Below are 24,587 nucleotides of genomic sequence, written 5' to 3'. Positions count from 1 at the left end.
CCGCCAGAGAGCACGACGGCGACGCATTTGCCGGCGAGATCGATCTCGCCGGACGAGAGCGCGGCGAGGCCCACGCAGCCGCCGGGCTCGACCACCAGCTTGAGATGGGCCATGGCGTCGCGCATCGCCTGCGCCGTCGCCTTGTCGGACACGGCGACAGCGCCGGCGAGGTTTTTGCGGTTGATCTCGAAGGTGATGGCGCCGGGCTCGGCGGTGAGGATGGCGTCGCAGATCGAGGTGTGGCCGGGCTCGTTGGCGACCCTCTCACCCTTGGCCAGCGAACGGCGGGTGTCGTCGAAATGTTCCGGTTCGGCGGCCCAGACCGCGGTGTCCGGCGAGGCATCCTTGACGGCAACGGAGATGCCGCTCGACAGGCCGCCGCCGCCACAGGGAATGACGACCGCGTCGAGGCTGACGCCGAGAGCCCTGGCCTGGGCCATCAGCTCGAGGCCGATCGTGCCCTGGCCGGCGATGATGGCCGGATCGTCGAAGGGCGGAACCAGCGCCATGCCCTTGTCCAGCCAGGGACGAACCACCGTCATGCGGTCATCGCGAAAGCGGTCGAACGGAACCACCTCGGCGCCCATCTTGCGGACATTGCCGATCTTCATCGCCGGCGCGTCGGCCGGCATGGCGATGACCGCCTTGACGCCGAACATCGCGGCGGAAGCGGCGACGCCCTGCGCGTGATTGCCCGAGGAGAAGGCGACGACGCCGCGACCGCGCTCCGCCGCGCTCAGCGACGACAGTTTGTTGTAGGCGCCGCGGAACTTGAACGAGCCGGTGCGCTGCAACGTCTCCGGCTTGAACAGGATGCGGCCGCCATAGCGCTTGTTGAGCTCCGGCGATTCGATCAGCGGCGTCTCGACGATCAGGCCGGAGAGGCGCGCCGCGGCGTTGCGGATATCGGCGATGCCGGGAGGGACGGTCATGGGCGCGGCCTTGAGCAAACAGACCGCCCATGGTGCACGGAAAAGGCCGCGGCGCGCCAACGAAAAAATGTGATGGTTACAAGGTTGGCGGATTATAGCTGCCGTTGGCGCCGCCCCTCACCCCAACAGCGTTCTTTGCCTTTTGCTGCCGCCGAGCTTGCGCCAGGCGTTGAAGCGGTGGGTGGCGGCGGCGAACGAAATCTTCATCTGCTGAGCGACCGAATAGCGCGACTTGCCATTGTCGAACATGCGGTAGCAGCACTCGACGCCCTCTTCCGTCAGCTTGCCGTCGGGAGACTTGTTGTGCGGATTGGCGGGATCGAATTTCTCGACCTGCTGCTCGACCAGGCCTTTCAGGCGCTGCAGGTCGGCCTCGATGCTGGCGATGAGATCGAGGACAGGTTTCGGATCAAGGGCGTGCGCATGCTCTTTCGGCGGCATCCGGGGATTCCTTTCTTTTGGCTTAAGTTCAGCTATATAGGTGAACGTTCGGTAATAAAGAAGGCCCCGCCGGCAACCGGATCAACAAATCTTGCGCACGCCCGCAATGCGCGATTGACCGGCCGCGGGTCCAACCCTAGTTTAGAATAATTCTAATCTAGGGTGACTTGCTCATGCTTTCCCGTGTCTTCGGCTTCGGCCGCCGTTCCTTTGATTCGCTCAACGAGCAGGAGATCCTGGCGCTGGCCATATCCTCGGAGGAGGATGACGGGCGCATCTACCGCGCCTATGCCGACGGGCTGGCGCAAGACTTCCCGCAATCGGCCAAGGTGTTCGAGGCCATGGCGGAGGAAGAGGACGGCCACCGCGATTCGCTGATCGAGGTCTACCGCAAGCGTTTCGGCGAGCGCATCCCCTTGATCCGGCGCGAGCACGTGAGGGGCTATTACGAGCGCAAGCCCGACTGGCTGGTCAGGCCGCTCGGCATCGAGGCCGTGCGCCGGCAGGCCGAAGCGATGGAACAGCAGGCCTACCGCTTCTATGTCGAGGCCGCCAAGCGCACCACCGATGCCTCGACCCGCAAACTGCTCGACGAATTGGCGGTGGCCGAGCAGGGCCATGAGAGCTCGGCTCACCAACTGGAACAGGAGCATGTTCCGGGCGAGATCAAGATCGAGGAGGCGACGGCCGAGCAGCGCCAGTTCATCCTCACCTATGTGCAGCCGGGACTGGCCGGGCTGATGGACGGATCGGTGTCGACGCTGGCGCCGATCTTCGCCGCCGCCTTCGCCACGCACGACACGTTCCAGACCTTCCTGGTCGGATTGGCCGCTTCGATCGGCGCCGGCATTTCGATGGGCTTCACCGAAGTCGCCTCCGACGACGGCAAGCTGTCGGGCCGCGGCTCGCCGCTGAAGCGCGGACTGACCGTCGGCATCATGACGACGCTGGGCGGTCTCGGGCATGCGCTGCCCTATCTCATCCCGTTCTTCTGGACGGCGACGGCGGTCGCCGCCGTGGTGGTGTTCTTCGAATTGTGGGCGATCGCCTTTGTGCAGAACCGCTACATGCAGACGCCGTTCTGGCGCGCCGCGTTCCAGGTGGTGCTGGGCGGCGCGCTGGTCTTCGCGGCCGGCGTGCTGATCGGCAATGCGTAGCACCTTCTCTCACCCATTCACCGCCCGGCTATCCTGCGGCGCCTCGGTCCTGTCGGTGAGGCCGTAGTCGCGCACGACGTGGGCGATGCGCAGACGATAGCCGGCAAATATACCGCCGCGGCCGGCCTTCTGCGCCTGCCGGTGCTCTTCGGTGTTGCGCCAGGCTTTCACCGCGTCCTCGTCGCGCCAGAAGGACAGCGACAGGACGCGGTTCGGATCGGCGAGGCTCTGGAAGCGCTCGATCGAGATGAAGCCGTCGATGCCGTCGAGCTGGGGCCGCAGCGCCGCCGCGATGCCGAGATAGGCATCGCGCCTTCCCTGAGCCGGCTCGACCTCGAAGATGACGGCGATCATGCTTCCATCCCTTCCTTGACCGTTACGTCGGTCTGGAACATCTGCCGCGGCCCATGCGGACCTGACGCCAGTCTCAGGAAGATGCGGTCCTCCTTCAGGATAAATTTCTCGCGCCGCGCGAATTCGTAGTTCGCCTTGCCGGCCGGGTCGGCGGCAAGCCGGGCGCGGTAGGCTTCGTAGGCCGCGAGGTTCTCGATGTTGTAGGCGGCATAGGCGGTGGTGGCCGAACCTTCATGCGGCGCGAAATAGCCGATGAGGTCGGCGCCGCAGCGCGGGATGGCCTGCCCCCAGGCGCGGGCATATTGCTCGAATGCCGCCTTGCCGAACGGGTCGATCTCGTAGCGGATGAAGCAGGTGATGGTCATGGTCGTCTCCTCGTCGGCTTGGGTTTGCTGCGGCGACAGTTAGAGCACGCTCGAAGCATCGCGCGCTTCGGGTGTGATAGGCAATCCGATGTCAGGAGCGTCGTCGCCATCTCCTTGATCTGACCGCAGGATAGTGGTTTTCTGGCGAGAATGCTTCGATGGAGATGAAACTATGCGCGAAGGACCGGACATTGCCCGCACCGCCAGCCTGGTCGGCGATCCGGCCCGTGCCAACATGCTCACCGCGCTGATGGGCGGCACGGCATTGACCGCATCGGAACTGGCGCTCGAGGCCGGCGTGTCGCTTCCGACGGCCTCCTCGCATCTGTCGAAGCTGATGGAGGGTGGATTGCTGACCCTGGCCAGCCAGGGCCGGCACCGCTACTACGGGCTTGCCGGGCCGCAAGTGGCGGGCATGATCGAAGCGATCATCGGCGTCGCCGAGGCCGTCGGCCCGAAGCGCGTGCGGCCGGGGCCACGCGACGCGGCGATGCGGGTGGCGCGGGTCTGCTACGACCATCTCGCCGGCGAGCAGGCGGTGGCGATGCTCGACCGACTCGTCGACCGAAAGGTCCTGCTACGGCACGACCGCGAAATCAGGCTTGGCCCGGCAGCGGCCTCGCATTTTTCCGCGCTCGGCATCGATGTCGAGGCCAAGGCGCGACGGCCGGTCTGCCGCGCCTGTCTCGACTGGAGTGTGCGGCGCTCGCATCTCGCCGGCACGCTGGGCGCCGCCATCCTCGACAAGATCATCGCCGAGAAATGGGCCCGACGCGAGAAGGACAGCCGCGCCGTGGTGTTTTCGCCGCCGGGCAGGCAGGCGTTCGAGAAGGTGTTTCTCGCCTGATGCGCCTTCCGTGATCAGCCGCGTTTCAACGGCTTGCCCAGCTTGAAGAAGTCCTTCCACGGATTGGCTTCACCCAGCTGCTTCAGCGTCGTGGAATCGCCGAGCGGAAAGGCATTCGGCGCCAGACCCTTCTCGAGTTCCGGCCAGGTCACCGGCATCGACACCGTCGCCCCCTTCTTGGCGCGCGAGGAGTACGGGGCGACCGTCGTCGAGCCGCGGCCGTTGCGCAGATAGTCGACGAAGATCTTGCCGGTGCGCGCCTTCTTCGACAGCGTCGCGGTGTAGCGGTCGGGCGCGGCCTGCTCCAGCGCGCGGGCGAAATCATGGGCGAAGTCCTTGACCTCGTCCCAGTCCGCCGACGGCTTCAGCGGCACCAGCACGTGATAGCCCTTGCCGCCGGAGGTCTTGACGAGGTTGGGCAACGACAGCTCGTCCAGCTGCTTGTGGATGTCGAGCGCCGCCTCGCGCACCGCCTTGACGTCGACGCCTTCGTCGGGATCGAGGTCGAAGATGATCTGGTCGGGCTTCTCCAGCTCGTCGACGGTTGAGCCCCAGATATGGACCTCGACGACACCGTACTGGACCAGCGCGGCAAGCCCGTCGAAATCCTTGATGAACAGGATCTCCTCGCCATCGGTCGGATCCTTCATCCGGGCGATCTTGTCGCTCATGCCGGGCGAGGCATGCTTCTGGAAGAAGCGCTGGCCGCCAATGCCGTCCGGCGCCCGCACCAGACTGAGCGGCCGGTTGACGACGAATTGTTCCATGCGCGGCCAGACCAGCGCGTAATGGTCGAGCAGGTCCAGCTTGGAGACCTTCTCGTCGGGCCACAGCAGCTTGTCCGGATGGGATAGTTTCACCGACGTCCTTGCCACTCCAGCCGAGGCGGCCTTTGGCGTCGCCGTGCCGCCGCCCGCATCGCTTTCGCCCTTGCCGGAGGCCCGCTTCGGTTTTTCCTGCACGACTTCCTCCGCCGGCTTGTCCTCGCGCAATCCCTGGAACGAGGCGTGACGTATTATACGGTCCGCGGTCCAGCTGCGGAACTCCACTTCGCCGACAAGTTGAGGCTTGACCCAGACCAGGCCCTTTCCCTTGGGCACGGCGGCGGAAAAGGGCGAGGTTCTTGCCGTGAGGCCGTCGAGTTTTTTCTTGAGGTCGGTGGCCATTTTGCCGGAAAAGCCGGTGCCGACGCGGCCGGCATAGTGGAGCTTGCCGCGCTCGTGATAGCCGACCAGCAGTGAACGCAGGCCGCGTCCGGTCTTCTCGGACGGCAGATAGCCGCCGATCACGAATTCCTGGCGCAGCGTGCATTTCGATTTCACCCAGGTGAGGCCACGACCGCTGCGGTAAGGCGCGTCGGCGCGTTTCGAAACCACGCCTTCCAGGCCCATGCGGCAGACATGCTGCAGCATGATCTTGCCGGGCTCATGGAAATGGTCGCTGAAGCGCAGCGCTGAATCTTCCGGCTGGTCGCCGAGCAGTTCAGCCAGCGCCTGCTTGCGCTCGACCAGCGGCTCGCGGCGCAGATCCTCGCCGTTGAGGCGCATCAGGTCGAAGACATAGTAGACGAAGCGGTCGCCGCGGCGGGCCGACAGATCGGCCTGCAGCAGGGCGAAGGACGACACGCCGCTGTCGGCCAGAACGATGATCTCGCCATCGATGACGGCTTCCCGGCACTTCAGACCGGCGAGCGCGGCGGTGACGGGGCCGTCGAATTTTGAGGTCCAGTCGAGGCCGGCGCGGGTGAGCAGCCTCACCTCGCTGCCGGCGACCTGCGCCTGCATGCGGTAGCCGTCGAATTTTACTTCATGCAGCCAATCGTCGCCGGATGGCGCATCCTTCTCCAGCGTGGCGAGCTGCGGCTCGATGAACTCCAGCCGGCTGGCAGGCCCGGCTCTTGCCTTGCCGGCGGCCGGCTTGTTGGAGTGCCAGACTTTCGGCTTCGCGCCTTTGGCCGTCTTGCCCTCGCCGACCTCCTCGATCGTCAGGCCGGATTTCACCGATTTCGGCTCCTGCTTCAGGATGTCCTCGCCGGGGCGCGCGGCGGCATCGTCGGATTTGATCAGCAGCCAGTTGTCGCGCTTTTCGCCGGAGCGCGGCTTCAGCCGCACCAGATGCCAGCGGCCATGCAATTTGTGGCCTTCCAGCTCGAGGCCGATATGGCCCTTCTTCATCGCCTTGGCCGGATCGCCTTCCGGAATCCATTTGCCCTCATCCCAGACGATGACCGAGCCGCCGCCATACTCGCCCTTCGGGATGGTGCCTTCGAACGGCGCGTAATCGATCGGATGGTCCTCGACGTGCACGGCCAGCCGCTTCTCATGCGGATCGAGGCTCGGGCCGCGCGTCACCGCCCAGCTCCACAGCACGCCGTCATGCTCGAGGCGCAGGTCGTAGTGCAGCCTGGTCGCCGCATGCTTGTGGATGACGAAGATGCCGGCGGCCTTCTTGCCGCTCCGCGACAGCTTGCCGGCCGGCTCGGCGGTCTTCCTGAAATCCCGCTTGGCCCGATACTGCTCGAGGCTGGCCATGGCTGCGGCCTCCTATGCCGATTTGCGCCGCGGAGCGGAGGCCTTGCCCCGTCCGGCCTTTGGCTTTGCCTTCGCCTTCGACGCGGCCTTGCCCGCGCCTTCCGCGTTCAGGCTCTTCTTCAGCGCATCGAAGAGGTTGACGACATTGGAAGGCTTCGGCGGCGCCTTGGCCTTTGGCGCCTTCCTGCCGGCCTTCTTGGCGCGGATCAGCTCGAGCAGGGCATCCTCGTAGCGGTCGTCGAACTTCGACGGATCGAATTTTGCCCCCTTCCGGTCGATGATGTGTTCGGCAAGGTCTATCATCTCATCGTCGGTCTTGACCGGCTTGATATCGCCAAAGACGCTGTCGGGCTGACGCACTGTGTTGTCGTAACGCAGCGTGGTCAGCACCATGCCCTTGCCGAGCGGCTCGATCACCACCGGGCGTTCCCGCTGGTAGAGCACGATGCGGGCGAGGCCGGCCATCTTCTTGCCCGCCATGGCGTCGCGGATGACGGCAAAGGCCTCCTCCGACACCTTGTCCGCCGGCGAGACATAATAGGGCGTGTCGAGGTAGATCTGCCGGATCGAGGATTTGTCGACGAAGCCGTCGAGGCTCATCGTATGCGAGGACTCGATCTGGACGGCCTCGATCTCGTCTTCCTCGATATGGATGAACTCGCCGTCCTCGACCTCATAGCCCTTTATCTCGTCGCCTTCCTCCAGCGGCTTGCCGGTCTCGGCATCTACATAGATGCGCTTCACGGTGTTTCCGGTCTTGCGGTTGAGGATGCGGAAGGAGACCTTTTCGGCGTGGGTGACGACGTTGGTCAGCTCGATGGCGCAAGTGACCAGCGACAGCTTGAGATAGCCTTTCCAGGCCGGGCGCGGCGCCATGACGAACTCCGTGAGCAGGGTGGTTGAACCGAGAACGGGCAGAACCCGCTCCGGTTCCGGGAGGCCGCCTCCAGACTGGGTCCTGACTTTCCCGGGCGGCGCACGGAAATTTCGTCGAGGCGCCCGCGATTGAAACAGAACCGCGCTCAACCGACATCGGGGCGAAACATATGTGATGCAAAAGTCACATTGGGCGAGATGCCGACAAATGGCTCGGAAAGACCCCGAATCAGCCGCATTCCGGCCACGAAGCGGGGCATTTCGGACCAGAAATTAACATCACGTTCACCGACTATTCACGCCTCGACGCTATGATGCCCGCAATTCGGACGGGACATCCGAAATCGGGACAGGGACAGGGAAATGAAGTTCTGGAACCACATTGCCGGCTACGCCGCCGCCATCCGTGAATTCGTCGCGCCGACCTATCGGCCTGAGCGTTATTACATGCGCGGCCCAGGCCCGGCCTGCGCCCGCCGCGGCAACTCGCTCGGCATCAGCGCGCACTGATCATGACGCTGGAGAGCCGTCATGACAGCCGGATCTGCAAACCGGCCGACAGCCATCGCGCAACCACCTATCGCGCCGAGCGCCCCGCGCTGGCCGGTCGGCGGCGTGCGACAACGCCACCGCTTTGACGCCGCCGCCGGCTGGCTTAGTGTCTGACGACACCAGCAGCCGGGGCCGACATGATTGACCTGCCCGAACCGAAGCGTCCCCTTCCTCCGCCGCAAGCTTACGATGCAACCCAGCCGCTGATCGTCTTCGACGGCGTCTGCGTGTTCTGCTCGGGTTTCGTGCGGACGGTGGTGCGGTTCGACCGCGGGAAGCGCTTTCGTTTCGCCACGGCGCAGTCGCCGTTCGGCGAAGCGCTGTTTCGCAAGCACGGACTGGCGACCGACAGCTACGATACCAGCCTGACCCTGATCGACGGAAAGGCCTTCACCCAACTGGACGGCTTCATCGCCGTGATGGCCGAGCTTGGCTGGCCATGGCGCACGGCGAAGGTTTTGCTCGCCCTGCCGCGGCCGCTGCGCGACTGGTTCTACGACCGCATCGCCAAGAATCGCTACGCCCTGTTCGGCAGGACGGGCAGCTGCGAGATCCCGTCGCCGGAACTGCGGGAGCGGCTGATCGGCTAGAATCCCGCCACGGCTGGTCGGAGCCTGGCCGGCGGCGAGATTCGGCCTCCCGACAATCCTCGCAAATTCACGGATCATCGCCGCCGGCTTGCGCAAGGCGCCGCGCGGGTCGAAAGATTTTCGTAGCACCTGTCGAAATCCGCCTGGCCCAGGCGACATTGGTCAGGCCGGCGATGACGCGGCCTTCGAGAAAACGGGAGAAGACCATGCGATACATGCTTTTGATCTACGCGAACGAAGCCGCGATGGCGACCGCGCCGAGCGAGAAGACCTACGAGATCAGCGCCGCCTATGGCGCCTATACCGAGGCGTTGAAGAAATCCGGCGCCTGGCTCGCCGGCGACCGGCTGCGGCCGACGCAATCCGCAACGGCGGTGCGCACGGCCGACGGCAAGACCAATGTGCTCGACGGCCCCTATGCCGACACCAAGGAGCAGCTCGCCGGCTTCTACATGATCGAGGCCGAGGACGCCGACGCGGCCATCGCCTGGGCGGCGCGCTGCCCGGGCGCCAGCGCCGGCACGATCGAGGTGCGACCGATCTGGGAAATGAGCGACTATCCGTCCGCGAATTGACCCAGTGATGGACAATCGACCGGAGATCGCGCGGGCGGCGGCGGAAGCGGCCGCCCGGCAAAGCTACGGCAAGCTGGTCGCCTTTCTCGCGGCGCGCACGCGCGATGTCGCCGGCGCCGAGGACGCGCTGGCGGATGCCTTCGCGGCGGCGCTCGAGCGCTGGCCGCAGACCGGCGTGCCCGAAAAGCCGGACGCCTGGCTGCTCGCGGTGGCGCGCCGACGGGGCGTCGATGCGGTGCGGCGGCGGCAAACCGGCGAGGCGGCGCGCGATCATCTCAAGCTGATCGCCGAGGAGGTGGAGGCCCGCATGACCGACGAAGAGCTGCCGGACGAACGGTTGCGGCTGATGTTTGCCTGCGCCCATCCGGCGATCGAGGCCAGCGTGCGCGCGCCGCTGATCCTGCAGACCATCCTTGGCTTCGACGCGGCGACCATCGCTTCGGCCTTCCTGGTCTCGCCGGCGACGATGGGCCAGCGCCTGGTGCGCGCCAAGACCCGGATCCGCGAGATCGGCATTCCGTTCCGGGTGCCGGAGCGGGCCGAGCTCGGCGAGCGGCTGGACGCGGTGCTGGAGGCGATCTACGCCGCCTTCGCCGAAGGCTGGACCGATCCTGCCGGCACCGAGACGCGGCGCCGCAACCTCGCCACCGAGGGCATCTGGCTCGGCCGGCTGGCGGCCTCGCTGATGCCGGACGAGCCGGAGGCGGTAGGGCTTCTGGCACTGATGCTGTTTGCCGAAGCGCGGCGGGCAGCGCGACGCAGCCCGGAAGGTGACTTTGTGCCGCTTGCCGAGCAGGACACCGCGCTCTGGGACGACACGCTGATCGACGAGGCGGAAGACCTGCTCGAACGTGCCGCCGCCAAGGGGATCATCGGCCGCTACCAGCTGGAGGCGGCCGTGCAATCGGCCCACACGGCGCGGCGGCGCGGCGGCCGCACCGACTGGGCAGCGATCCGCCAGCTTTACGACGCGCTGCTGGCCGTCGCCGGCTCGCCTGTTGTGGCGATCAACCGCGCCGTGGCGATCGCCGAGGATGAGGGCGCTGCGGCCGGGTTGGCAGCGCTTTACGTGCTGGGTGACGACAAGCGGCTGGTTGACTATCAGCCCTATTGGGCTGCCCGCGCCGGCCTGCTGGCGAGGCTCGGCACGACCGGATTGGCGGCCGAGGCTTACGACCGCGCGATCGGCCTCGAACGGGACCCGGCCGTGCGCCGCTTCCTGCAGGAAAAGCGGGCGAAGCTCACAGCGGGCAGCAACTAGGCCGCGGCGCGATTAGAGCGCCGCCAGCCAACTCCCATCTCTTCCATTTGGGATGGTGCTTTCCGGAAAGGCCTCGGCTTTCTGCTCGATGGGCTCTCTCCAGGACAAGGTTCCGGCCTGCTATGATGGCCTTTTCCCGGCAACCTCGTAAGAGGCCGCTCACCACATCGCGTGGGCGGCATTCAGTTTGTGGATCAGCTCATGATCGCGCAGCCTGGCCCACAGGCGCTCGATATCGGGCCAGGCAGCGGCGACCTTGCCGATCTCGGGATGCCAGGCCACCAGCATGATCAGGTAGATGTCGGCCAGCGATAGCTGCTCGCCCACCAGCCAGTCGCGGCCGGCGAGGGCCTTGTCGAGGATGGCAAAGCCGCGCTCCGTCTCGTTCAGCGCGGCCTGTTTCACCGCCTCCACGCCGTCCGGCGTCACGGTGTAGCGATGGGCATAATAGTAGCGCAGCCCCGCCGGGTAGAGGACCGACGACATGAAGGCCATCCAGCGCAGGAAGTCGGCGCGGGCCGGCGAACCCGCCGCCGGCGCCAGCCCGGCTTCCGGATGGCGCTCGGCGAGCAGAATGCAGATCGCCGCCGATTCGGTGATCGATCGGCCGTCCGGCAAGGTCAGCACCGGCACCTGGTTCAACGGGCTGATGTCGAGGAAGGCCTGGTCGGGCGGGTCCTTCTTCGGCACGTCGATCTGGTCAAACGGCGCGCCGGCCAGGGCAAGCGCCGCCTCGACGACGAAGCCGCCGCTGCCGGGGCGTGTGTAAAGTCTGTACATCAATCCCTCCCAACCGCCCGCGCGGGGCCGGTTGAGGTTTGCACCGGAAGCGGTGCCGCGCTCAAGCGCGGCGCGGACGCCACACGGGTTTTTTCAGCGGTCCAGCGTCCCGCGACCGTTCATTGAGGAGGCTTACGCCCCCAGCCCGTCGAACAGGATGGTCGACAGGTAGCGTTCGGCGAAGGACGGGATGACGACGACCAGGGTCTTGCCCTTGTTCTCTGGCCGCGAGCCGACGACGATCGCCGCCTGCAGCGCGGCGCCCGACGAGATGCCGACCGGCACGCCTTCGAGGCGGGCGACAAGCCGCGCATTGGCGACGGAATCCTCGTTGGAGACCCTGACAATCTCGTCATAGATCGTGGTGTCGAGGATCTTCGGCGCGAAGCCGGCGCCGATGCCCTGGATCTTGTGCGGGCCGGGCTGGCCGCCGGACAGCACCGGCGAAGCCTCCGGCTCGACGGCGACGACATGCAGCGAGGGCTTGCGCTTCTTCAGCACCTGGCCGACGCCGGTGATGGTGCCGCCGGTGCCGATGCCGGCGACGAAGATGTCGACCTCGCCCTGGGTGTCGTTCCAGATCTCCTCGGCCGTGGTGCGGCGGTGGATCTCGGGGTTGGCCGGATTCTCGAACTGCTGCGGGATGATGGCGTCGGGCAAGGTGGCGGCAAGCTCGTCGGCCTTGGCGATGGCGCCCTTCATGCCCTTGGGACCTTCGGTCAGCACCAGTTCGGCGCCGAGCAGCGCCAGCATCTTGCGCCGCTCGACCGACATCGTCTCCGGCATGGTCAGGATCAGCTTGTAGCCCTTGGCGGCGGCGGCGAAGGCGAGCGCAATGCCGGTGTTGCCGGAGGTCGGCTCGATCAGCGTCGTCCTGCCGGGGGCGATCCTGCCAGAGGCTTCCAGCGCCTCGATCATGGCAACGCCGATACGGTCCTTGACCGAGGCGATCGGGTTGAAGAATTCGAGCTTGGCCAGGAGATTGGCGACGACGCCCTTTTCCTTCGCGAACTTGTCGAGCCGCACCAGGGGGGTGTCGCCGATCGTCTCGGTGATCGAATTGAAGACGCGGCCGCGGCCGGGCACGCGCGCGGAGGTGACGGGCTTGTTCATTGTTTCGCTCCCAGGACAGGCAATTGCATCAGCGACAGAATAGGGCTTTCAGCCGCGCAAGATAGGCTGCCGGTCGAAAATATCCGAGTGGGGCGCGTGCTGAAAACGCTGCCGCCCCGGAATAGCATTTTCCGGATCGGCTTGTTTCCGGAATGGTTTGGCCGAAACGGAAGCGCGATGAGACGGGTGCTCTATTGCCTGGCCGCGATCGCCGCCGCCGCGCCGACCATGAAGCCGGCGGCCGTGCGGTTCAGCGCCTTCAGCGCGCGCGGCGACTTCAGAAACCAGCGCGCCTTCGCAGCGAGCGCCAGATAGGGCACCAGCACGACCAAGAGGACAATGACGGTGAGCGCGACGAGGATGCCATAGTCGGCCAGCGTGATCGTCTTCAGGTCGACGATGGTCGGCGTGATGGCGAGGTAGAAGATCATCGTCTTCGGATTGCCGAGCGTCACCGTGAGGCCGGCAAGGAAGGAGGCGACGAGCCCGCCCTTGCCCTTTCGCGCCTCGACAGTCTCCGGCGTGATGCCGCTGGTCCAGAAGCGCCAGCCGAGGAAAGCGAGATAGGCGACGCCGGCCCATTTGATGGCGAGAAAAACCATGCCGAAAGTCTGCGCGACGAAGGCAAGACCGAGCATGACGGCGGTGAGATAGGTGAGATCGCCGAGGATCAGGCCAAACGACATCGCCAGCGACGAACGGAAGCCGGAACCCAGCGCCCGCGCCACAAGCGCGGTGACGCCGGGGCCCGGAATGGCAGCGGCGATGCCGAGGGCGGCGCTGTAAGCGACAAATCCGGTGAGCGTCATGGCTTTCGGTCCAGATGAGTGCGCCTTGTCGCATACATCCGAATGGAATTGAATTTCCTGAGGACTGGATTCGATTGCACCAGATCTCGCCGGGTCAACCCGAGGCGGCCCCAACAGGATTCCCAGGCCGGCTCAATCAGGACCGGCCGTCGCCATAGGTGACGCGCCAGATGGTGCCGTTGCCGTCCTCGGTGAGGATCAGCGCGCCGTCCTTCGCGACAGTGACGCCGACCGGCCGGCCCCAGACATCGTCGTCGGAGATGACGAAGCCGGTGGCGAAATCCTCATACGCGCCGGTCGGCTTGCCATCCTCAAATTTCAGCCGCACCACCTTGTAGCCGGTGCGCACGCCGCGGTTCCAGGAGCCGTGCAGGGCGACGAAGGCATCGCCCTGATACTCGGCCGGGAAGCTCTTTTTGTCATAGAAGGCGATGCTGAGCGGCGCCGAATGCGCCTGCATCAGCACGTCGGGAACAGTGACCTTGCCAGCAAGGTCGGGGCGCGCGCCCTTGTGGCGCGGGTCCTCGTTGGCGCCGATGTAATACCAGGGCCAGCCATAGAAGCCGCCTTGCCTGACCGTCGTCGCATATTCGAATGGCACGTTGTCGCCGAGCCCGTCGCGCTCGTTGACGAGGCACCAGAGCGCGCCTGTCTGAGGCTGCACCGTCATGCCGGAGCAGTTGCGCAGGCCGGTGGCGAAGCTGCGCCGGTTCCTGCCGTCCGGATCGAAGGCCAGAACGTCGGCGCGCCCTTCCTCCGGTCCCCAGCTCGCGCCGAGCGGTGCCGACGCCGCCCATTGCGCGAGCCCGCCTTCCGGCTCGGCGCCGATGTCCTCGGCGACGTTGGAGCCCGATCCGACCGATAGGTAGAGCGTCTTGCCATCAGGCGAAAAGATGATGTCGCGCGTCCAGTGATGGCTGGAGGGGATGTCCGGGACGATGGTTTCCGGCTTGCCCTGCGCCTTCAGGTCACCTTCGCGGTAGGCGAAGCGCACGACGCTGTTGCTGTTGGCGACATAGACCCATTGCGGCCTGTCGCCCGACGGGTAGAAGGCGATGCCATAGGGCCGGGTCAACCCTTCGGCGAAAATGGCTTGCTGCGCCGGCCTCGCGCCGCCCTCGGCGAGGCGATAGACGCGGATCTGGTTGGCCTTGCTGTCGGCGACAAACAGGTCGCCATTGGGTGCCACGCGTACGACGCGTGGATTGTCGATGCCGGAAGCAACGAGTTCGATGGAGAAGCCGGGCGGTAGAAGCGGCTTGACCCCTTCGGGACGATCGCCAACGCCCGGGCCGTTCGATGACGAGCGGGTGCGGTAGGGCGCCGGCAGGTCCTGCGGCTTGATCAGCCGGCGCACTCCCGGACGGTCGGCCTTCCAGTCGCCGAAAGCCTTGCTGCCGGTCAGCACCGGCTGGTCCGCAAGCGCTGCGGTGGCGACGAGCATGGCAGCTCCCGCAAGACTGGCAAACCGGATCATACCGTCCTCCAGGGTTGGTTTGGCCATGGGCAGTCAAGGCCAGGTACGGGACAAACGGAAAAATCAGACCGGCGTTCCGCAACGAAGGGGGCACAGGTGAACTTAAGGGTGGTAGTGGGTGCTCAGCTGCCTTCCGCATAGAAATCATCGTCCAGGCGCCTTTCCAACGCGACCAGATCGGCCGGCAGCGGCAGGCCCATGGCGCGCAATTCCTGCAACTTCTCGCGCAGCTGCTCCCGTATCTCGTGCTGGTCCTCGGGCTGGTTGACCATTTCCTCGAGCAGCAGGCTGATCTGGGCCTTGAGCGATTCCAGCGCCATTTTTCTTCTCCTCCACTGCCTAGGTGTACTGAGATCCGGTCAGGCCGGGTCGAAAATGGTGGTCTCCGAGAACCGGAGCGGAGCGTACTTGAAGTACGTGAGCACCGGAAGCGCGGGAGATCGCCATTTGCAGGCCGGCCTCACACCTAACGCAGCATGCGCGAAATGAGCTGCGCCGTATAGTCGACCATCGGCACGATGCGGGCATAGTTAAGCCGCGTCGGACCGATGACGCCGAGTGCGCCGACGACACGGGCGTCCTTGTCGCGATAGGGCGCCACGACCAGCGACGAGCCGGACAGCGAAAACAGCTTGTTTTCCGAGCCGATGAAGATGCGCACGCCGGGCCCTTCCTCGGCGAGGTCGAGCAGTTGCAGCAGCCCGTCCTGCGTCTCCAGATCCTCGAACAGATGGCGCAGCAATTCGATGTCGGCCTGGGCGGTGACGTTTTCGAGCAGGTTGGCGCGGCCGCGCACGATGAGCCGTGCCGGCAGGCCGCTTTCGGCGCCAGCCCAGACCGCCAGGCCCTTTTCGACCAGGTCCTGCGACAGCGTGTCGAGGGCGGCCCTGGTCTCGTCCTTGATGCGGGCGATCTCGACGCGCGCCTCGGCCAGTGTGCGGCCCCGGATATGGGCGTTGAGGAAGTTGGAGGCCTCGTGCAGCTGCGACACGGTGGTGCCGGCGGGCAGGTCGACGACGCGGTTCTCGACGTCGCCGTTCTGCGACACCAGCACGGCCAGCGCCTTGGTGGGTTCCAGCTGGATGAACTCGATGTGCTTCAGCGCCACCTCGTTTTTGGCGGCGAGCACCAGGCCGGCGCCGCGCGACATGCCCGACAGCATCTGGCTGGCCTCGGTCAGCATATGCTCCAGCGTGGCGCCCGAGCCGGAGGCGCGCACCTGCGCTTCGATGATGCGGCGCTCCTCGTCGGAGAGGTCGCCAAGCTCCATAAAGGCGTCGACGAAGAAGCGCAGGCCGGTCTGCGTCGGCAAACGGCCGGCCGAGATATGCGGGGCATAGATCAGGCCGAGATGCTCGAGATCGCTCATCACGTTGCGGATGGTGGCCGGCGACAGCGAAGAGGGCAGGATGCGCGACAGGCTGCGCGAGCCGACCGGCTCGCCATCCCTGAGATAGGATTCGACGATGCGCCGGAAGATATCGCGCGAGCGCATATCAAGCGACTGGAGCGCGGGCGACTGCGATGCCGGATCGACTGCCTTGGTCATTCGAGCCAAAACCTCCTGCTCAAATATAGACTTAGGCCGTGCCCGCGCAACCCGGTCCATTTTCCTTTGCGCCATGCGCCGCATGCGTCTACAAGCCGCCAACGAATCCTTGAAAACCAAAAGAAAGAAGAAAGAGGCCTCGATGCGCCCCTCCAAACGCCAAGCCGACGAAATGCGCGCCATCTCCTTCGAGCGCGGCGTCTCCAAGCACGCCGAGGGTTCGTGCCTCGTGAAGTTCGGCGACACGCATGTTCTGTGCACGGCAAGCCTGGAGGAAAAAGTGCCGGCCTGGATGCGCAATTCCGGCAAGGGCTGGGTGACGGCCGAGTACGGCATGCTGCCGCGTTCGACCGGCGAGCGCATGCGGCGCGAGGCTTCAACCGGCAAGCAGGGCGGCCGCACGCTGGAAATCCAGCGGCTGATCGGCCGTTCCTTGCGCGCCGTGGTCGACCTGCAGGCGTTGGGCGAGCAGCAGATCACTGTCGACTGCGACGTGATCCAGGCCGATGGCGGCACCCGTACCGCCTCGATCACCGGCGGCTGGGTGGCGCTCCATGACTGCCTGCGCTGGATGGAGGCGCGGCAGATGGCCAGCGTCGCCAAGGTGCTGAAGGACCATGTCGCGGCGATCTCCTGCGGCATCCATGACGGCCAGCCGGTCCTCGACCTCGACTATCTCGAGGATTCCTCGGCCGGCACCGACGCCAATTTCGTCATGACCGGCAAGGGCGGTATCGTCGAGATCCAGGGCACGGCGGAAGGCGAGCCGTTCTCGGAGGAGCAGTTCGCGTCGCTGATGGGCCTCGCCAAGAAAGGCATTTCGCGCTTGGTCAGCCTGCAGCAGATGGCGGTGGCGTAGGTTTCGAATGCCGAGCCTGGGCACCCCCCTCTGGCCTGCCGGCCATCTCCCCCTCAAGGGGGGAGATTGGATATACGGCCGGCCTTCGCCAATTATCGGCGGTGCAAGGGGTGCAGCGGCACGAGAACTGCCAATCTCCCCCCTTGAGGGGGAGATGGCCGGCAGGCCAGAGGGGGGTGCCTCGTGACACCCTCGGCAATTTTGGAATCAGCGCTCTACGTCACCGACCTACACGCTGCCGAGCAATTCTATGCCGACGTGCTCGGCCTCGACCTGATCGGCAGGGTCGAAGGCCGCCACGTCTTCTTCCGCTGCGGGACGGGCGTGCTGCTGCTGTTCAACGCCGAGGCGACCAAGATCCCGCCGGCACCCGATGCCAGGCTGAAGGTGCCGCCGCATGGCACAGTGGGCGAGGGCCATCTTTGCTTTGCCGCGAGCGCGGAGGAGATTGCCGGTTGGCGCCAGCACCTCGCGGCGAAAGATGTCGCCATCGAAAGCGACTTCGAATGGCCGCAAGGCGGGCGCTCGATCTATTTTCGCGACCCTTCGGGCAATTCGATCGAATTCGCCGAGCCAAGGATCTGGGGCCTGTGATGCATTCTTTGAACGGACACAAGATCGTCGTTGCCAGCCACAATGAAGGCAAGCTGCGCGAGTTCGCCGACCTGATGGCGCCATTCGGCTTCGAGGCGAAATCGGCCAAGGAGTACGGCCTGCCCGAGCCGGACGAGACCGGCACGACGTTCGAGGAGAACGCCTACATCAAGGCATATGCCGCGGCCAAGGCCACCGGCCTGCCGGCGCTGTCCGACGATTCCGGCCTCTGCGTCGACGCGCTAGACGGCGCGCCCGGCGTCTACACCGCCAACTGGGCCGAGACGCCCGACGGCAGCCGCGACTTCGGCATGGCCATGCAGCGCACCGAGGTGGCGCTGCAGGAAGTCGGCGCGGCTGAAGCCGCGCAGCGCGCGGGCCGCTTCGTCGCTGTCATCTGCCTGGCGTTTCCCGACGGCGAGGCCGAATATTATCGCGGCGAGGCCGAAGGCACGCTGGTGTGGCCGCCGCGCGGCACGCTCGGCTTCGGCTACGATCCGGTGTTCCTGCCCAATGGTTTCGAAAAGACCTTCGGCGAGATGAGCGCCGAGCAAAAGCACGGCTGGAAGCCCGGCCAGCCGACGGCGCTGTCGCACCGCGCCCGCGCCTTCCAGAAATTCGCCAAAGCGCGGCTGGGCTCGGCCTGAGATGCTGCTCGACCGCGGCCCCGGCTTCGGCGTCTACATCCATTGGCCGTTCTGCGCGGCCAAATGCCCCTATTGCGACTTCAACAGCCATGTCCGCCACCAGCCGGTCGACCAGGAACGCTTTGCGCGCGCGTTCGAGGCGGAACTGGCGACGATGCGCGCCCGCACCGGGCCGCGCGAGGTGACCAGCATCTTCCTCGGCGGCGGCACACCGTCGCTAATGAAGCCGGAAACGGTGGCCACCGTGCTGGACGCCGTGGCAAGGAACTGGACGGTGCCCAGCGGCATCGAGGTGACGCTGGAGGCCAATCCCTCCTCGGTGGAGGCCGAACGCTTCCGCGGCTACCGAACGGCGGGCGTCAACCGGGTGTCGCTCGGCGTGCAGGCGCTGAACGACAAGGATCTGCGTTTCCTCGGCCGGCTGCACAATGTCGAGGAGGCGCTGCACGCCATCGGTCTCGCCCGCGAGATCTTTCCGCGCCTCTCCTTCGACCTGATCTATGCCCGGCCGGGCCAGACGCCGGAGGGCTGGCAGGCCGAGCTCGAGCAGGCGATCGGCCATGCCGCCGACCATCTTTCGCTCTACCAGCTGACGATCGAGGAAGGCACGCCGTTCCACGCGCTGCACGCGGCGAAGAAGTTCACCATTCCCGACAACGACCATGCCGCCGATCTCTACGCGCTGACGCAGGAGGTGACCGCCGCGCATGGGCTGCCGGCCTACGAGATTTCCAACCATGCCAGGCCTGGCGCGGAAAGCCGGCACAATCTGACCTACTGGCGCTACGGCGAATATGTCGGCGTCGGCCCCGGCGCGCATGGCCGATTCGTTGAGAACGGGCGCCGCACGGTGACGATCGCCGAGAGGATGCCGGAGACCTGGGCCAATCTGGTCGAGGCCAGGGGCCATGGCGTCACCGGCGGCGAGATTTTGACGCGCTCGGAAGAGGCCGACGAGTTCCTGCTAATGGGGCTGAGGCTGGCCGAAGGCATCGACCTGTCGCGCTACGAGGCGTTTTCCGGACGCGGCCTGTCAAGCGCGCGACTGGCGGTGCTGCAGGAAGAAGGGCTTGTCGCGCCGGTCGGCAATTCGCGGCTGCGGGCGACGACGGCCGGGATGATCGTGCTGGATGCCGTGGTGGCGGACCTGGCGCGCTAAGCCCGAAAGTGGATACCGGTTTTCGGACAAGATCATGCTTGAGTAACAACCCTTGAAGAACGTCCTCTTCGTCTGCAGCCAGAACCGCTTGCGCAGCCCGACGGCCGAGCAGGTGTTTTCCAAACGCAGGGATATCGAGGTCGAATCCGCCGGCACCAATCACGACGCCGACAATCCGCTGACGCATGAGCTCGTCGCCTGGGCCGACATCATCTTCGTGATGGAAAAGGCGCACCGCGCCAAGCTGCAGAAGAAATTCCGGTCGAGCCTGAAGAAGGCGCGGTTAATCTGCCTCGACATCCCGGACGACTATGAATTCATGGATCCGGAGCTGGTGCAGCTTCTGGAAGCGAAAGTGTCGCGGTATCTCTAAGGGATACCGCCGTCCCCCCCGCGTTCGAGAGCCGTCCGCGCCCGTCGCACCGCACTAAGCGTCGTGCTTGTGGCGGTGTTTGGCGCGGTCCTTCTCGGCGAGCGCCTCTCCGGAGCGAACTGGCTTGGCGTTTTCCTTATCGCGGCGGGGGCGGTGCTGGTCGCTTATCGGGGATAGCGGCACGCCTTCGCGGGCGGTTTTGGTTTCGAGACGGCTGATGAAGATATCGAAGCGATTGGGCATCGTCCGGTCAGTGCTCCGTCGTGCTGTCGGTTTCGGCCTTGAGTCTGGTCTTCGGCCGGCGGCGCAAACGCCGCTTCCTGGCTTCGGTTTTACCGGCGACGCCATCGGCGCTGGCCGGCAGGCTCTTGTCCCTTCGCATGGCGAAACGCTTGCGGCCCGCATAGTAGGGCTCGAAAACGTCCTGAATCTTCAGGCTATCCATCCTGTGCCTCCCGAGACTCACAGACAAACGAGACTCACGGATAGAATTCGCCGGTCACGGTTTCGTTCCGCAGTATGGCAAAGGCATGGCGGCCACATTACGTCCTCGTCACGTTTTGCAACCGGACATCAGCCGTGCCAAACAGGCTGGATGGAGGGCCTAGGGTGACCAGCGACAAACGCAGCTATGTGATCGGGCAGATCGAGATACCGGCGCGGCCGCTGGGGCCGGCGCTCTATCTGGTGGCGACGCCGATCGGCAATCTCGCCGACATCACGCTGCGCGCGCTGGAGACGCTGGCCGCCGCCGACATCGTCGCCTGCGAGGACACGCGCGTCTCGCGCGTGCTGCTCGAGCGCTACGGCATCCGCCGCCGCGCCACCGCCTATCACGAGCACAATGCCGGCGAGGCCGGGCCCAAGCTGATCGCGGCGCTCGAAGCCGGGCAGAGCGTGGCGCTGATCTCGGACGCCGGCACGCCGCTGATTTCGGATCCCGGCTACCGGCTGGTCGGCGAGGCGCTCGACCATGGCATCCGCGTCGTGCCCATTCCCGGTCCGTCGGCGGCGCTGGCGGCGCTGACCGCCTCCGGCCTGCCTTCGGACGCCTTCCTGTTCGCCGGTTTTTTGCCGGTGAAGACCGGCCAGCGGCTGACACGGCTGGAGGCGCTGAAAAGTGTGCCGGCGACGCTGATCTTCTTCGAATCGCCCAGGCGGCTGGCCGAGACGCTTGCGGCGATGGTCGAGGCGCTGGGCGGCGGACGTAAGGCGGCGATCGGCCGCGAGCTGACCAAGACCTTCGAGGAGATGCGCACGGGCACGCTCGACGCGCTTGCCGGCCATTACGCGGCGGCCGACACTCCGAAGGGCGAGATTGTGGTCTGCGTCGGCCCCGCCGAAGCGCAGGAGGACCAGCCGGCGGACATCGACCGTCTGCTGTTGTCGCTCGCCGCCGAGATGCCGGCCTCCAAGGCGGCGGCGGAAGCGGCAAAGATGACCGGCGGCCAGAAGCAGGCGCTCTACCGGCGGCTGCTCGAACTCAGGGGCGTCTCGGGAGGAGACAGCGGTGGCTAAGCGTCCGGCCGCCGGCCGCCTGAAAGCCTATCGGCGCGGCCATCGCGGCGAATGGCTGGCGGCGCTGGCGCTGATGCTGAAAGGCTACCGGATCCTGGCGCGCCGCCACCGCACGCGGCTCGGCGAGATCGACCTGATCGCCAGGCGCGGCGACCTGGTGCTGTTCGTCGAGGTCAAGGCGCGGCGTTCGCTGATGGAAGCGATGGAGGCGATCGCCCACGGTTCGGAGCGCCGCATCGAGGGCGCCGCCGACTTATGGCTGTCGCGCCAATCCGACTATGGCAGGCTCTCGGTGCGTTTCGACATGGTGGCGGTGCTGCCCTGGCGCTGGCCGGTGCATGTCGAGAACGCGTTTTATGGGCGGAATTGAGGGCCTCACCCCCAGATCATCAGCGCCACCAGCCCGAGCCCGCCGACCACAAGCCGCCACCAGCCGAACAGCGAATAGCCGTTGCGCGAGACGTAATCGAGCAGGAAGCGGACGACGAACAGCGCGGTGACGAAGGCGGCGACGAAGCCGATGGTGATGATCGGCAGGTCGGCCGAGGTCAGTACGTTACGGTTCTTGAACAGGTCGAAGGCGAAGGCGCCGACCATGGTCGGGATGGCGAGGAAGAAGGAGAATTCAGCCGCCGCGCGCTTGTCGACGCCGAGCAGCAGCGCGCCGACGATGGTCGAGCCGGAGCGCGAGGTGCCGGGGATCAGCGACAGGCACTGGAACAGGCCGATCTGCAGATAGAGCCGGGTCGGGAAACGTTCGACGTCGCGATAGACCGGCTTCAGGGCCAAGCGGTCGACCACGAGCAGGACCACGCCGCCGATGATCAGCATGATGCAGATCAGCCGCGGCGATTCGAACAGGATCGTCTTGATGAAGTCGTGCGCCAAGGCGCCGATGATGGCCGCCGGCAGGAAGGCGATGAGGATGCCGAGGGCGAAATGCCGCGTCAGCCGGTCATAGGGCAGTTCGGTGAGCATCTGCCACAGGCGTTTGAAATAGACGCTGAGGATGGCGAGGATGGCGCCTAGCTGGATCAGGATCTCGAAGGCCTTGCCGGTCGAATGGAAGCCGAGGAAATGGCCGGCGAGCAGGATATGGCCGGTCGAGGACACCGGAATGAACTCGGTCAGGCCCTCCAGCAGGCCGAGCAGCAGCGCTTCGACGATGGTCTGGCTATCCATGGCAACCTCGGAATTGTGGCTTGGGGAAGGGCTTGCTTGTCATGGCGCGGAAGTCCCCCTATAGGTCGCAGCACCCTGACGGTCCGCTTTGCGGGCGGCCAAGACTTACCGGCGCGGCCGGCGATTCGCCAGTGCGCCTTATTATCGCGGGACCATGCTGACGCTCTTCCACCACCCGATGTTCGCCACCTGCCGGTTCGTGCGCCTCGCCTTCGGCGAATATGGCGAGGAGCTGGCGCTGATCGAGGAAAAGCCGTGGACGCGGCGCAAGGAGTTTTTGGCGCTGAACCCGGCCGGCACGCTGCCGATCCTGCTCGCCGAAGGCGACGTGCCGATCGTCGGCGCCATGGTGATCGCCGAATATCTCGACGAGACGCGCGGGGTGCTCAAGCGCGACAAGCGGCTGTTCGCCGAGGACCCGATGGAGCGCGCCGAGATCCGCCGGCTGACCGACTGGTACCTGAACAAGGCCGAGAGCGAGGTGACCAGGCATCTGGTGCGCGAGCGCGTGCTGAAGCCGGTGATGCCGGAGACGGCGGGAGGCGGCTCGCCCGATTCGGCGGCGATCCGCGCCGCGCGCGCCAACATCCGCCAGCACATGAAATACACCAACTGGCTGGCCGGCACCCGCCACTGGCTGGCCGGCAACAGGGTCACCTATGCCGACCTCGCGGCGGCGGCGGCCCTTTCGGTGCTCGACTATCTGGGCGAGATCGACTGGCGCGAGCACAGCGCGGCGCGCGAATGGTATACAAGGGTTAAATCACGGCCCTCGTTCCGGCCGCTTCTGTCGGACCGGGTGCGCGGCCTGTCGCCGGTGTCGCATTATGCGGACCTCGATTTCTAGGACGCAAAGCCTGCGCGCGCTGATCGACCGCGAGGCGAGGCGCGCCGGTTTCGACGCCGTCGCCGTCACCCGGCCGGACGCCATCCCGCTGGCGCCGGCCAGACTCGCCGAATTCGTCGCCGACGGTTTTCATGGCTCGATGGGCTGGATCGCCGAGACGATCGAGCGCCGCGCCGAACCATCCACGCTGTGGCCAGAGGTTCGCTCGATCATCGTGCTGGCGATGAATTACGGCCCGGACCGCGATCCGCGCGGCATTCTCGCAAAGCACGACCGCGGCGCGATCTCGGTCTATGCGCAAAACCGTGACTATCACGAGGTGATGAAGGGCAGGCTGAAGGAGATCGCAGGCAAGATCGTCGCCCGCGCCGGCGGCGACGTGAAGGTCTTCGTCGACACCGCCCCGGTGATGGAAAAGCCGCTGGCCGAAGCCGCCGGGCTGGGCTGGCAGGGCAAGCACACCAACCTGGTCAGCCGCGAACACGGCTCCTGGTTGTTCCTCGGCACAATCTTCACCACCGCCGAGCTCGCGCCCGACACAGCGGAAGAGGACCATTGCGGCTCCTGCCGCGCCTGCCTCGACGCCTGCCCGACCGACGCCTTCCCGGCGCCCTACCGGCTCGATGCGCGGCGCTGCATCTCCTATCTCACCATCGAGAACAAGGGGCCGATCCCGCGCGAATTCCGCGACAAGATCGGCAACCGCATCTATGGCTGCGACGATTGTTTGGCCGCCTGTCCGTGGAACAAGTTCGCCCAAGCCGCCTCGGAGGCCAAGCTTGCCGCGCGCGACGACCTGCGCGAGCCGCCGCTGGCGGAGCTGCTGGCGCTCGACGACGCAGCTTTCCGCAGCTTCTTCTCGGGCTCGCCGATCAAGCGCATCGGCCGCGACCGGTTCATCCGCAACGTATTGATCGCCGCCGGCAATTCGGGCGGCGCCGCGCTGGCGGGCGTGGTGCGCGGCCTGCTCGACGATGCCTCGCCACTGGTGAGGGGCGCTGCCGTCTGGGCATTGTCCAGGCTTCTGCCTGCTATCGACTTCGCCCAGCTGGCCGCCACCGCCCTGGCAACCGAAGATGACATGACAGTGCGCGACGAATGGCTGTCGGCGCTGCCAGCAAAGGTGCATGCATGAGTGAAAAGCAGTTCCTCGTCTTTGGCGCCGGCTATTCCGGCAAGGCATTCGCCCGCGCCAACCG

General features: G+C 66.0%; 29 protein-coding genes and 1 pseudogene. 16 read left to right on the top strand and 14 right to left on the bottom strand.

Translation table 11 applies throughout. The features are described from left to right. Together EOA33_RS03755 and EOA33_RS03750 are read right to left on the bottom strand one after the other, a co-directional pair. Window positions 1-932, bottom strand: a 932-nt coding sequence (locus EOA33_RS03755; RefSeq protein WP_145989059.1) for a threonine/serine dehydratase, incomplete at its 3' end; no start/stop codon positions are given. Window positions 933-1,049: 117 nt separating this feature from the next. After that, a complete protein-coding gene (locus EOA33_RS03750; protein ID WP_127404967.1) occupies window positions 1,050-1,373 on the bottom strand; it encodes a hypothetical protein in 324 nt (107 codons plus the stop codon). Window positions 1,374-1,546: 173 nt separating this feature from the next. Between EOA33_RS03750 and mbfA the strand changes: the two genes are divergently transcribed. Next, complete coding sequence (mbfA, locus tag EOA33_RS03745) at window positions 1,547-2,530, top strand: iron exporter MbfA (RefSeq protein ID WP_126057269.1); 984 nt, start codon at window positions 1,547-1,549, stop codon at window positions 2,528-2,530. Window positions 2,531-2,539: 9 nt separating this feature from the next. Here mbfA and EOA33_RS03740 read toward each other — a convergent pair whose 3' ends face one another. Both EOA33_RS03740 and EOA33_RS03735 read right to left on the bottom strand, forming a co-directional pair. Continuing rightward, entirely contained in the window at window positions 2,540-2,884 is a 345-nt protein-coding gene (locus tag EOA33_RS03740) for an antibiotic biosynthesis monooxygenase (protein ID WP_126057270.1), read from the bottom strand. Next, window positions 2,881-3,249 carry an NIPSNAP family protein gene (locus EOA33_RS03735; RefSeq protein WP_127404966.1) on the bottom strand — a complete coding sequence of 123 codons (369 nt, stop codon included), beginning with the start codon at window positions 3,247-3,249 and terminating at the stop codon, window positions 2,881-2,883. The genes EOA33_RS03740 and EOA33_RS03735 overlap by 4 nt, the downstream gene beginning before the upstream one ends. Window positions 3,250-3,421: 172 nt before the next feature. Here EOA33_RS03735 and EOA33_RS03730 point away from each other — a divergent pair, with 172 nt between their 5' ends. Then, window positions 3,422-4,096, top strand: coding sequence for a winged helix-turn-helix domain-containing protein (locus EOA33_RS03730; RefSeq protein ID WP_126057272.1), 675 nt, complete (start codon window positions 3,422-3,424; stop codon window positions 4,094-4,096). A gap of 14 nt (window positions 4,097-4,110) precedes the next feature. Here EOA33_RS03730 and ligD read toward each other — a convergent pair whose 3' ends face one another. After that, window positions 4,111-6,627 (bottom strand): DNA ligase D, encoded by a 2,517-nt coding sequence (gene ligD, locus EOA33_RS03725; RefSeq protein WP_127404965.1) that lies wholly within the window; start codon window positions 6,625-6,627, stop codon window positions 4,111-4,113. Between the two features lie 12 nt (window positions 6,628-6,639). Continuing rightward, a complete protein-coding gene (locus tag EOA33_RS03720; RefSeq protein WP_126057274.1) occupies window positions 6,640-7,503 on the bottom strand; it encodes a Ku protein in 864 nt (287 codons plus the stop codon). A gap of 363 nt (window positions 7,504-7,866) precedes the next feature. Here EOA33_RS03720 and EOA33_RS03715 point away from each other — a divergent pair, with 363 nt between their 5' ends. From EOA33_RS03715 to EOA33_RS03700, 4 genes are all read left to right on the top strand, one after another. Beyond that, window positions 7,867-8,013: a hypothetical protein gene (locus EOA33_RS03715; protein WP_126057275.1), complete on the top strand. Its 147-nt coding sequence runs from the start codon at window positions 7,867-7,869 to the stop codon at window positions 8,011-8,013. Between the two features lie 179 nt (window positions 8,014-8,192). Then, complete coding sequence (locus EOA33_RS03710; RefSeq protein WP_126057276.1) at window positions 8,193-8,645, top strand: thiol-disulfide oxidoreductase DCC family protein; 453 nt, start codon at window positions 8,193-8,195, stop codon at window positions 8,643-8,645. A gap of 206 nt (window positions 8,646-8,851) precedes the next feature. Continuing rightward, window positions 8,852-9,220, top strand: a complete 369-nt coding sequence (locus EOA33_RS03705) for a YciI family protein (RefSeq protein ID WP_126057277.1) — start codon at window positions 8,852-8,854, stop codon at window positions 9,218-9,220. A 7-nt stretch (window positions 9,221-9,227) separates the two neighbouring features. Then, the gene (locus tag EOA33_RS03700) at window positions 9,228-10,481 is read left to right on the top strand and encodes an RNA polymerase sigma factor (protein WP_126057278.1); all 1,254 of its coding nucleotides are present in this window, start codon (window positions 9,228-9,230) and stop codon (window positions 10,479-10,481) included. Between the two features lie 159 nt (window positions 10,482-10,640). Here the strand turns inward: EOA33_RS03700 and EOA33_RS03695 are convergent, their stop codons facing one another. The 6 genes from EOA33_RS03695 to hrcA form a co-directional block, all read right to left on the bottom strand. Beyond that, on the bottom strand, window positions 10,641-11,261 hold the full coding sequence (locus EOA33_RS03695) for a glutathione S-transferase family protein (protein ID WP_126057279.1): 621 nt from the start codon (window positions 11,259-11,261) through the stop codon (window positions 10,641-10,643). A 132-nt stretch (window positions 11,262-11,393) separates the two neighbouring features. Continuing rightward, complete coding sequence (cysK, locus tag EOA33_RS03690; RefSeq protein WP_126057280.1) at window positions 11,394-12,374, bottom strand: cysteine synthase A; 981 nt, start codon at window positions 12,372-12,374, stop codon at window positions 11,394-11,396. Window positions 12,375-12,565: 191 nt separating this feature from the next. Next, window positions 12,566-13,183, bottom strand: coding sequence for a LysE family translocator (locus EOA33_RS03685; protein WP_127400527.1), 618 nt, complete (start codon window positions 13,181-13,183; stop codon window positions 12,566-12,568). 136 nt (window positions 13,184-13,319) lie between these two features. Further along, on the bottom strand, window positions 13,320-14,660 hold the full coding sequence (locus EOA33_RS03680; protein WP_127404964.1) for a sorbosone dehydrogenase family protein: 1,341 nt from the start codon (window positions 14,658-14,660) through the stop codon (window positions 13,320-13,322). Window positions 14,661-14,782: 122 nt separating this feature from the next. Next, window positions 14,783-14,980 carry a hypothetical protein gene (locus EOA33_RS03675; RefSeq protein ID WP_126057282.1) on the bottom strand — a complete coding sequence of 66 codons (198 nt, stop codon included), beginning with the start codon at window positions 14,978-14,980 and terminating at the stop codon, window positions 14,783-14,785. Between the two features lie 146 nt (window positions 14,981-15,126). Further along, window positions 15,127-16,209: a heat-inducible transcriptional repressor HrcA gene (hrcA, locus tag EOA33_RS03670; protein WP_126057283.1), complete on the bottom strand. Its 1,083-nt coding sequence runs from the start codon at window positions 16,207-16,209 to the stop codon at window positions 15,127-15,129. Window positions 16,210-16,351: 142 nt separating this feature from the next. Here hrcA and rph point away from each other — a divergent pair, with 142 nt between their 5' ends. The 6 genes and pseudogenes from rph to EOA33_RS03635 all read left to right on the top strand — a co-directional run. Continuing rightward, window positions 16,352-17,068: a ribonuclease PH gene (gene rph / locus EOA33_RS03665; protein WP_126057284.1), complete on the top strand. Its 717-nt coding sequence runs from the start codon at window positions 16,352-16,354 to the stop codon at window positions 17,066-17,068. 183 nt (window positions 17,069-17,251) lie between these two features. Further along, window positions 17,252-17,662 carry a VOC family protein gene (locus EOA33_RS03655; protein WP_126057285.1) on the top strand — a complete coding sequence of 137 codons (411 nt, stop codon included), beginning with the start codon at window positions 17,252-17,254 and terminating at the stop codon, window positions 17,660-17,662. Continuing rightward, window positions 17,662-18,309 (top strand): RdgB/HAM1 family non-canonical purine NTP pyrophosphatase, encoded by a 648-nt coding sequence (gene rdgB / locus EOA33_RS03650; protein ID WP_126057286.1) that lies wholly within the window; start codon window positions 17,662-17,664, stop codon window positions 18,307-18,309. Before EOA33_RS03655 ends, rdgB begins: the two co-directional genes overlap by 1 nt. Before the next feature lies 1 nt (window position 18,310). Beyond that, complete coding sequence (gene hemW, locus EOA33_RS03645; protein WP_126057287.1) at window positions 18,311-19,468, top strand: radical SAM family heme chaperone HemW; 1,158 nt, start codon at window positions 18,311-18,313, stop codon at window positions 19,466-19,468. 52 nt (window positions 19,469-19,520) lie between these two features. After that, window positions 19,521-19,841, top strand: a complete 321-nt coding sequence (locus EOA33_RS03640) for a low molecular weight protein tyrosine phosphatase family protein (protein WP_126057288.1) — start codon at window positions 19,521-19,523, stop codon at window positions 19,839-19,841. 34 nt (window positions 19,842-19,875) lie between these two features. Beyond that, window positions 19,876-20,018 (top strand): annotated as a pseudogene (locus tag EOA33_RS03635) (EamA family transporter); the annotation flags it as partial. A 73-nt stretch (window positions 20,019-20,091) separates the two neighbouring features. Here EOA33_RS03635 and EOA33_RS03630 read toward each other — a convergent pair. Further along, a complete protein-coding gene (locus EOA33_RS03630) occupies window positions 20,092-20,286 on the bottom strand; it encodes a hypothetical protein (protein WP_126057289.1) in 195 nt (64 codons plus the stop codon). A gap of 164 nt (window positions 20,287-20,450) precedes the next feature. On the opposite strand from EOA33_RS03630, the gene rsmI reads away from it, so the two are divergent. Together rsmI and EOA33_RS03620 are read left to right on the top strand one after the other, a co-directional pair. After that, entirely contained in the window at window positions 20,451-21,359 is a 909-nt protein-coding gene (rsmI, locus tag EOA33_RS03625) for a 16S rRNA (cytidine(1402)-2'-O)-methyltransferase (RefSeq protein ID WP_189375665.1), read from the top strand. Continuing rightward, on the top strand, window positions 21,352-21,729 hold the full coding sequence (locus EOA33_RS03620; protein ID WP_126057290.1) for a YraN family protein: 378 nt from the start codon (window positions 21,352-21,354) through the stop codon (window positions 21,727-21,729). The genes rsmI and EOA33_RS03620 overlap by 8 nt, the downstream gene beginning before the upstream one ends. Window positions 21,730-21,734: 5 nt before the next feature. Here the strand turns inward: EOA33_RS03620 and EOA33_RS03615 are convergent, their stop codons facing one another. After that, window positions 21,735-22,541 (bottom strand): undecaprenyl-diphosphate phosphatase, encoded by an 807-nt coding sequence (locus EOA33_RS03615; RefSeq protein WP_126057291.1) that lies wholly within the window; start codon window positions 22,539-22,541, stop codon window positions 21,735-21,737. Window positions 22,542-22,695: 154 nt separating this feature from the next. Between EOA33_RS03615 and EOA33_RS03610 the strand changes: the two genes are divergently transcribed. After that, the gene (locus EOA33_RS03610; protein WP_126057292.1) at window positions 22,696-23,388 is read left to right on the top strand and encodes a glutathione S-transferase family protein; all 693 of its coding nucleotides are present in this window, start codon (window positions 22,696-22,698) and stop codon (window positions 23,386-23,388) included. Beyond that, the gene (queG, locus tag EOA33_RS03605) at window positions 23,369-24,523 is read left to right on the top strand and encodes a tRNA epoxyqueuosine(34) reductase QueG (RefSeq protein ID WP_126057293.1); all 1,155 of its coding nucleotides are present in this window, start codon (window positions 23,369-23,371) and stop codon (window positions 24,521-24,523) included. Before EOA33_RS03610 ends, queG begins: the two co-directional genes overlap by 20 nt. Window positions 24,524-24,587 lie beyond the last annotated feature (64 nt).

Origin of the sequence: Mesorhizobium sp. M4A.F.Ca.ET.050.02.1.1 (genome assembly GCF_003997725.1) — a bacterium.
GTDB lineage: Bacteria > Pseudomonadota > Alphaproteobacteria > Rhizobiales > Rhizobiaceae > Mesorhizobium.
This window is presented reverse-complemented; position numbering and strand designations above follow the sequence as displayed.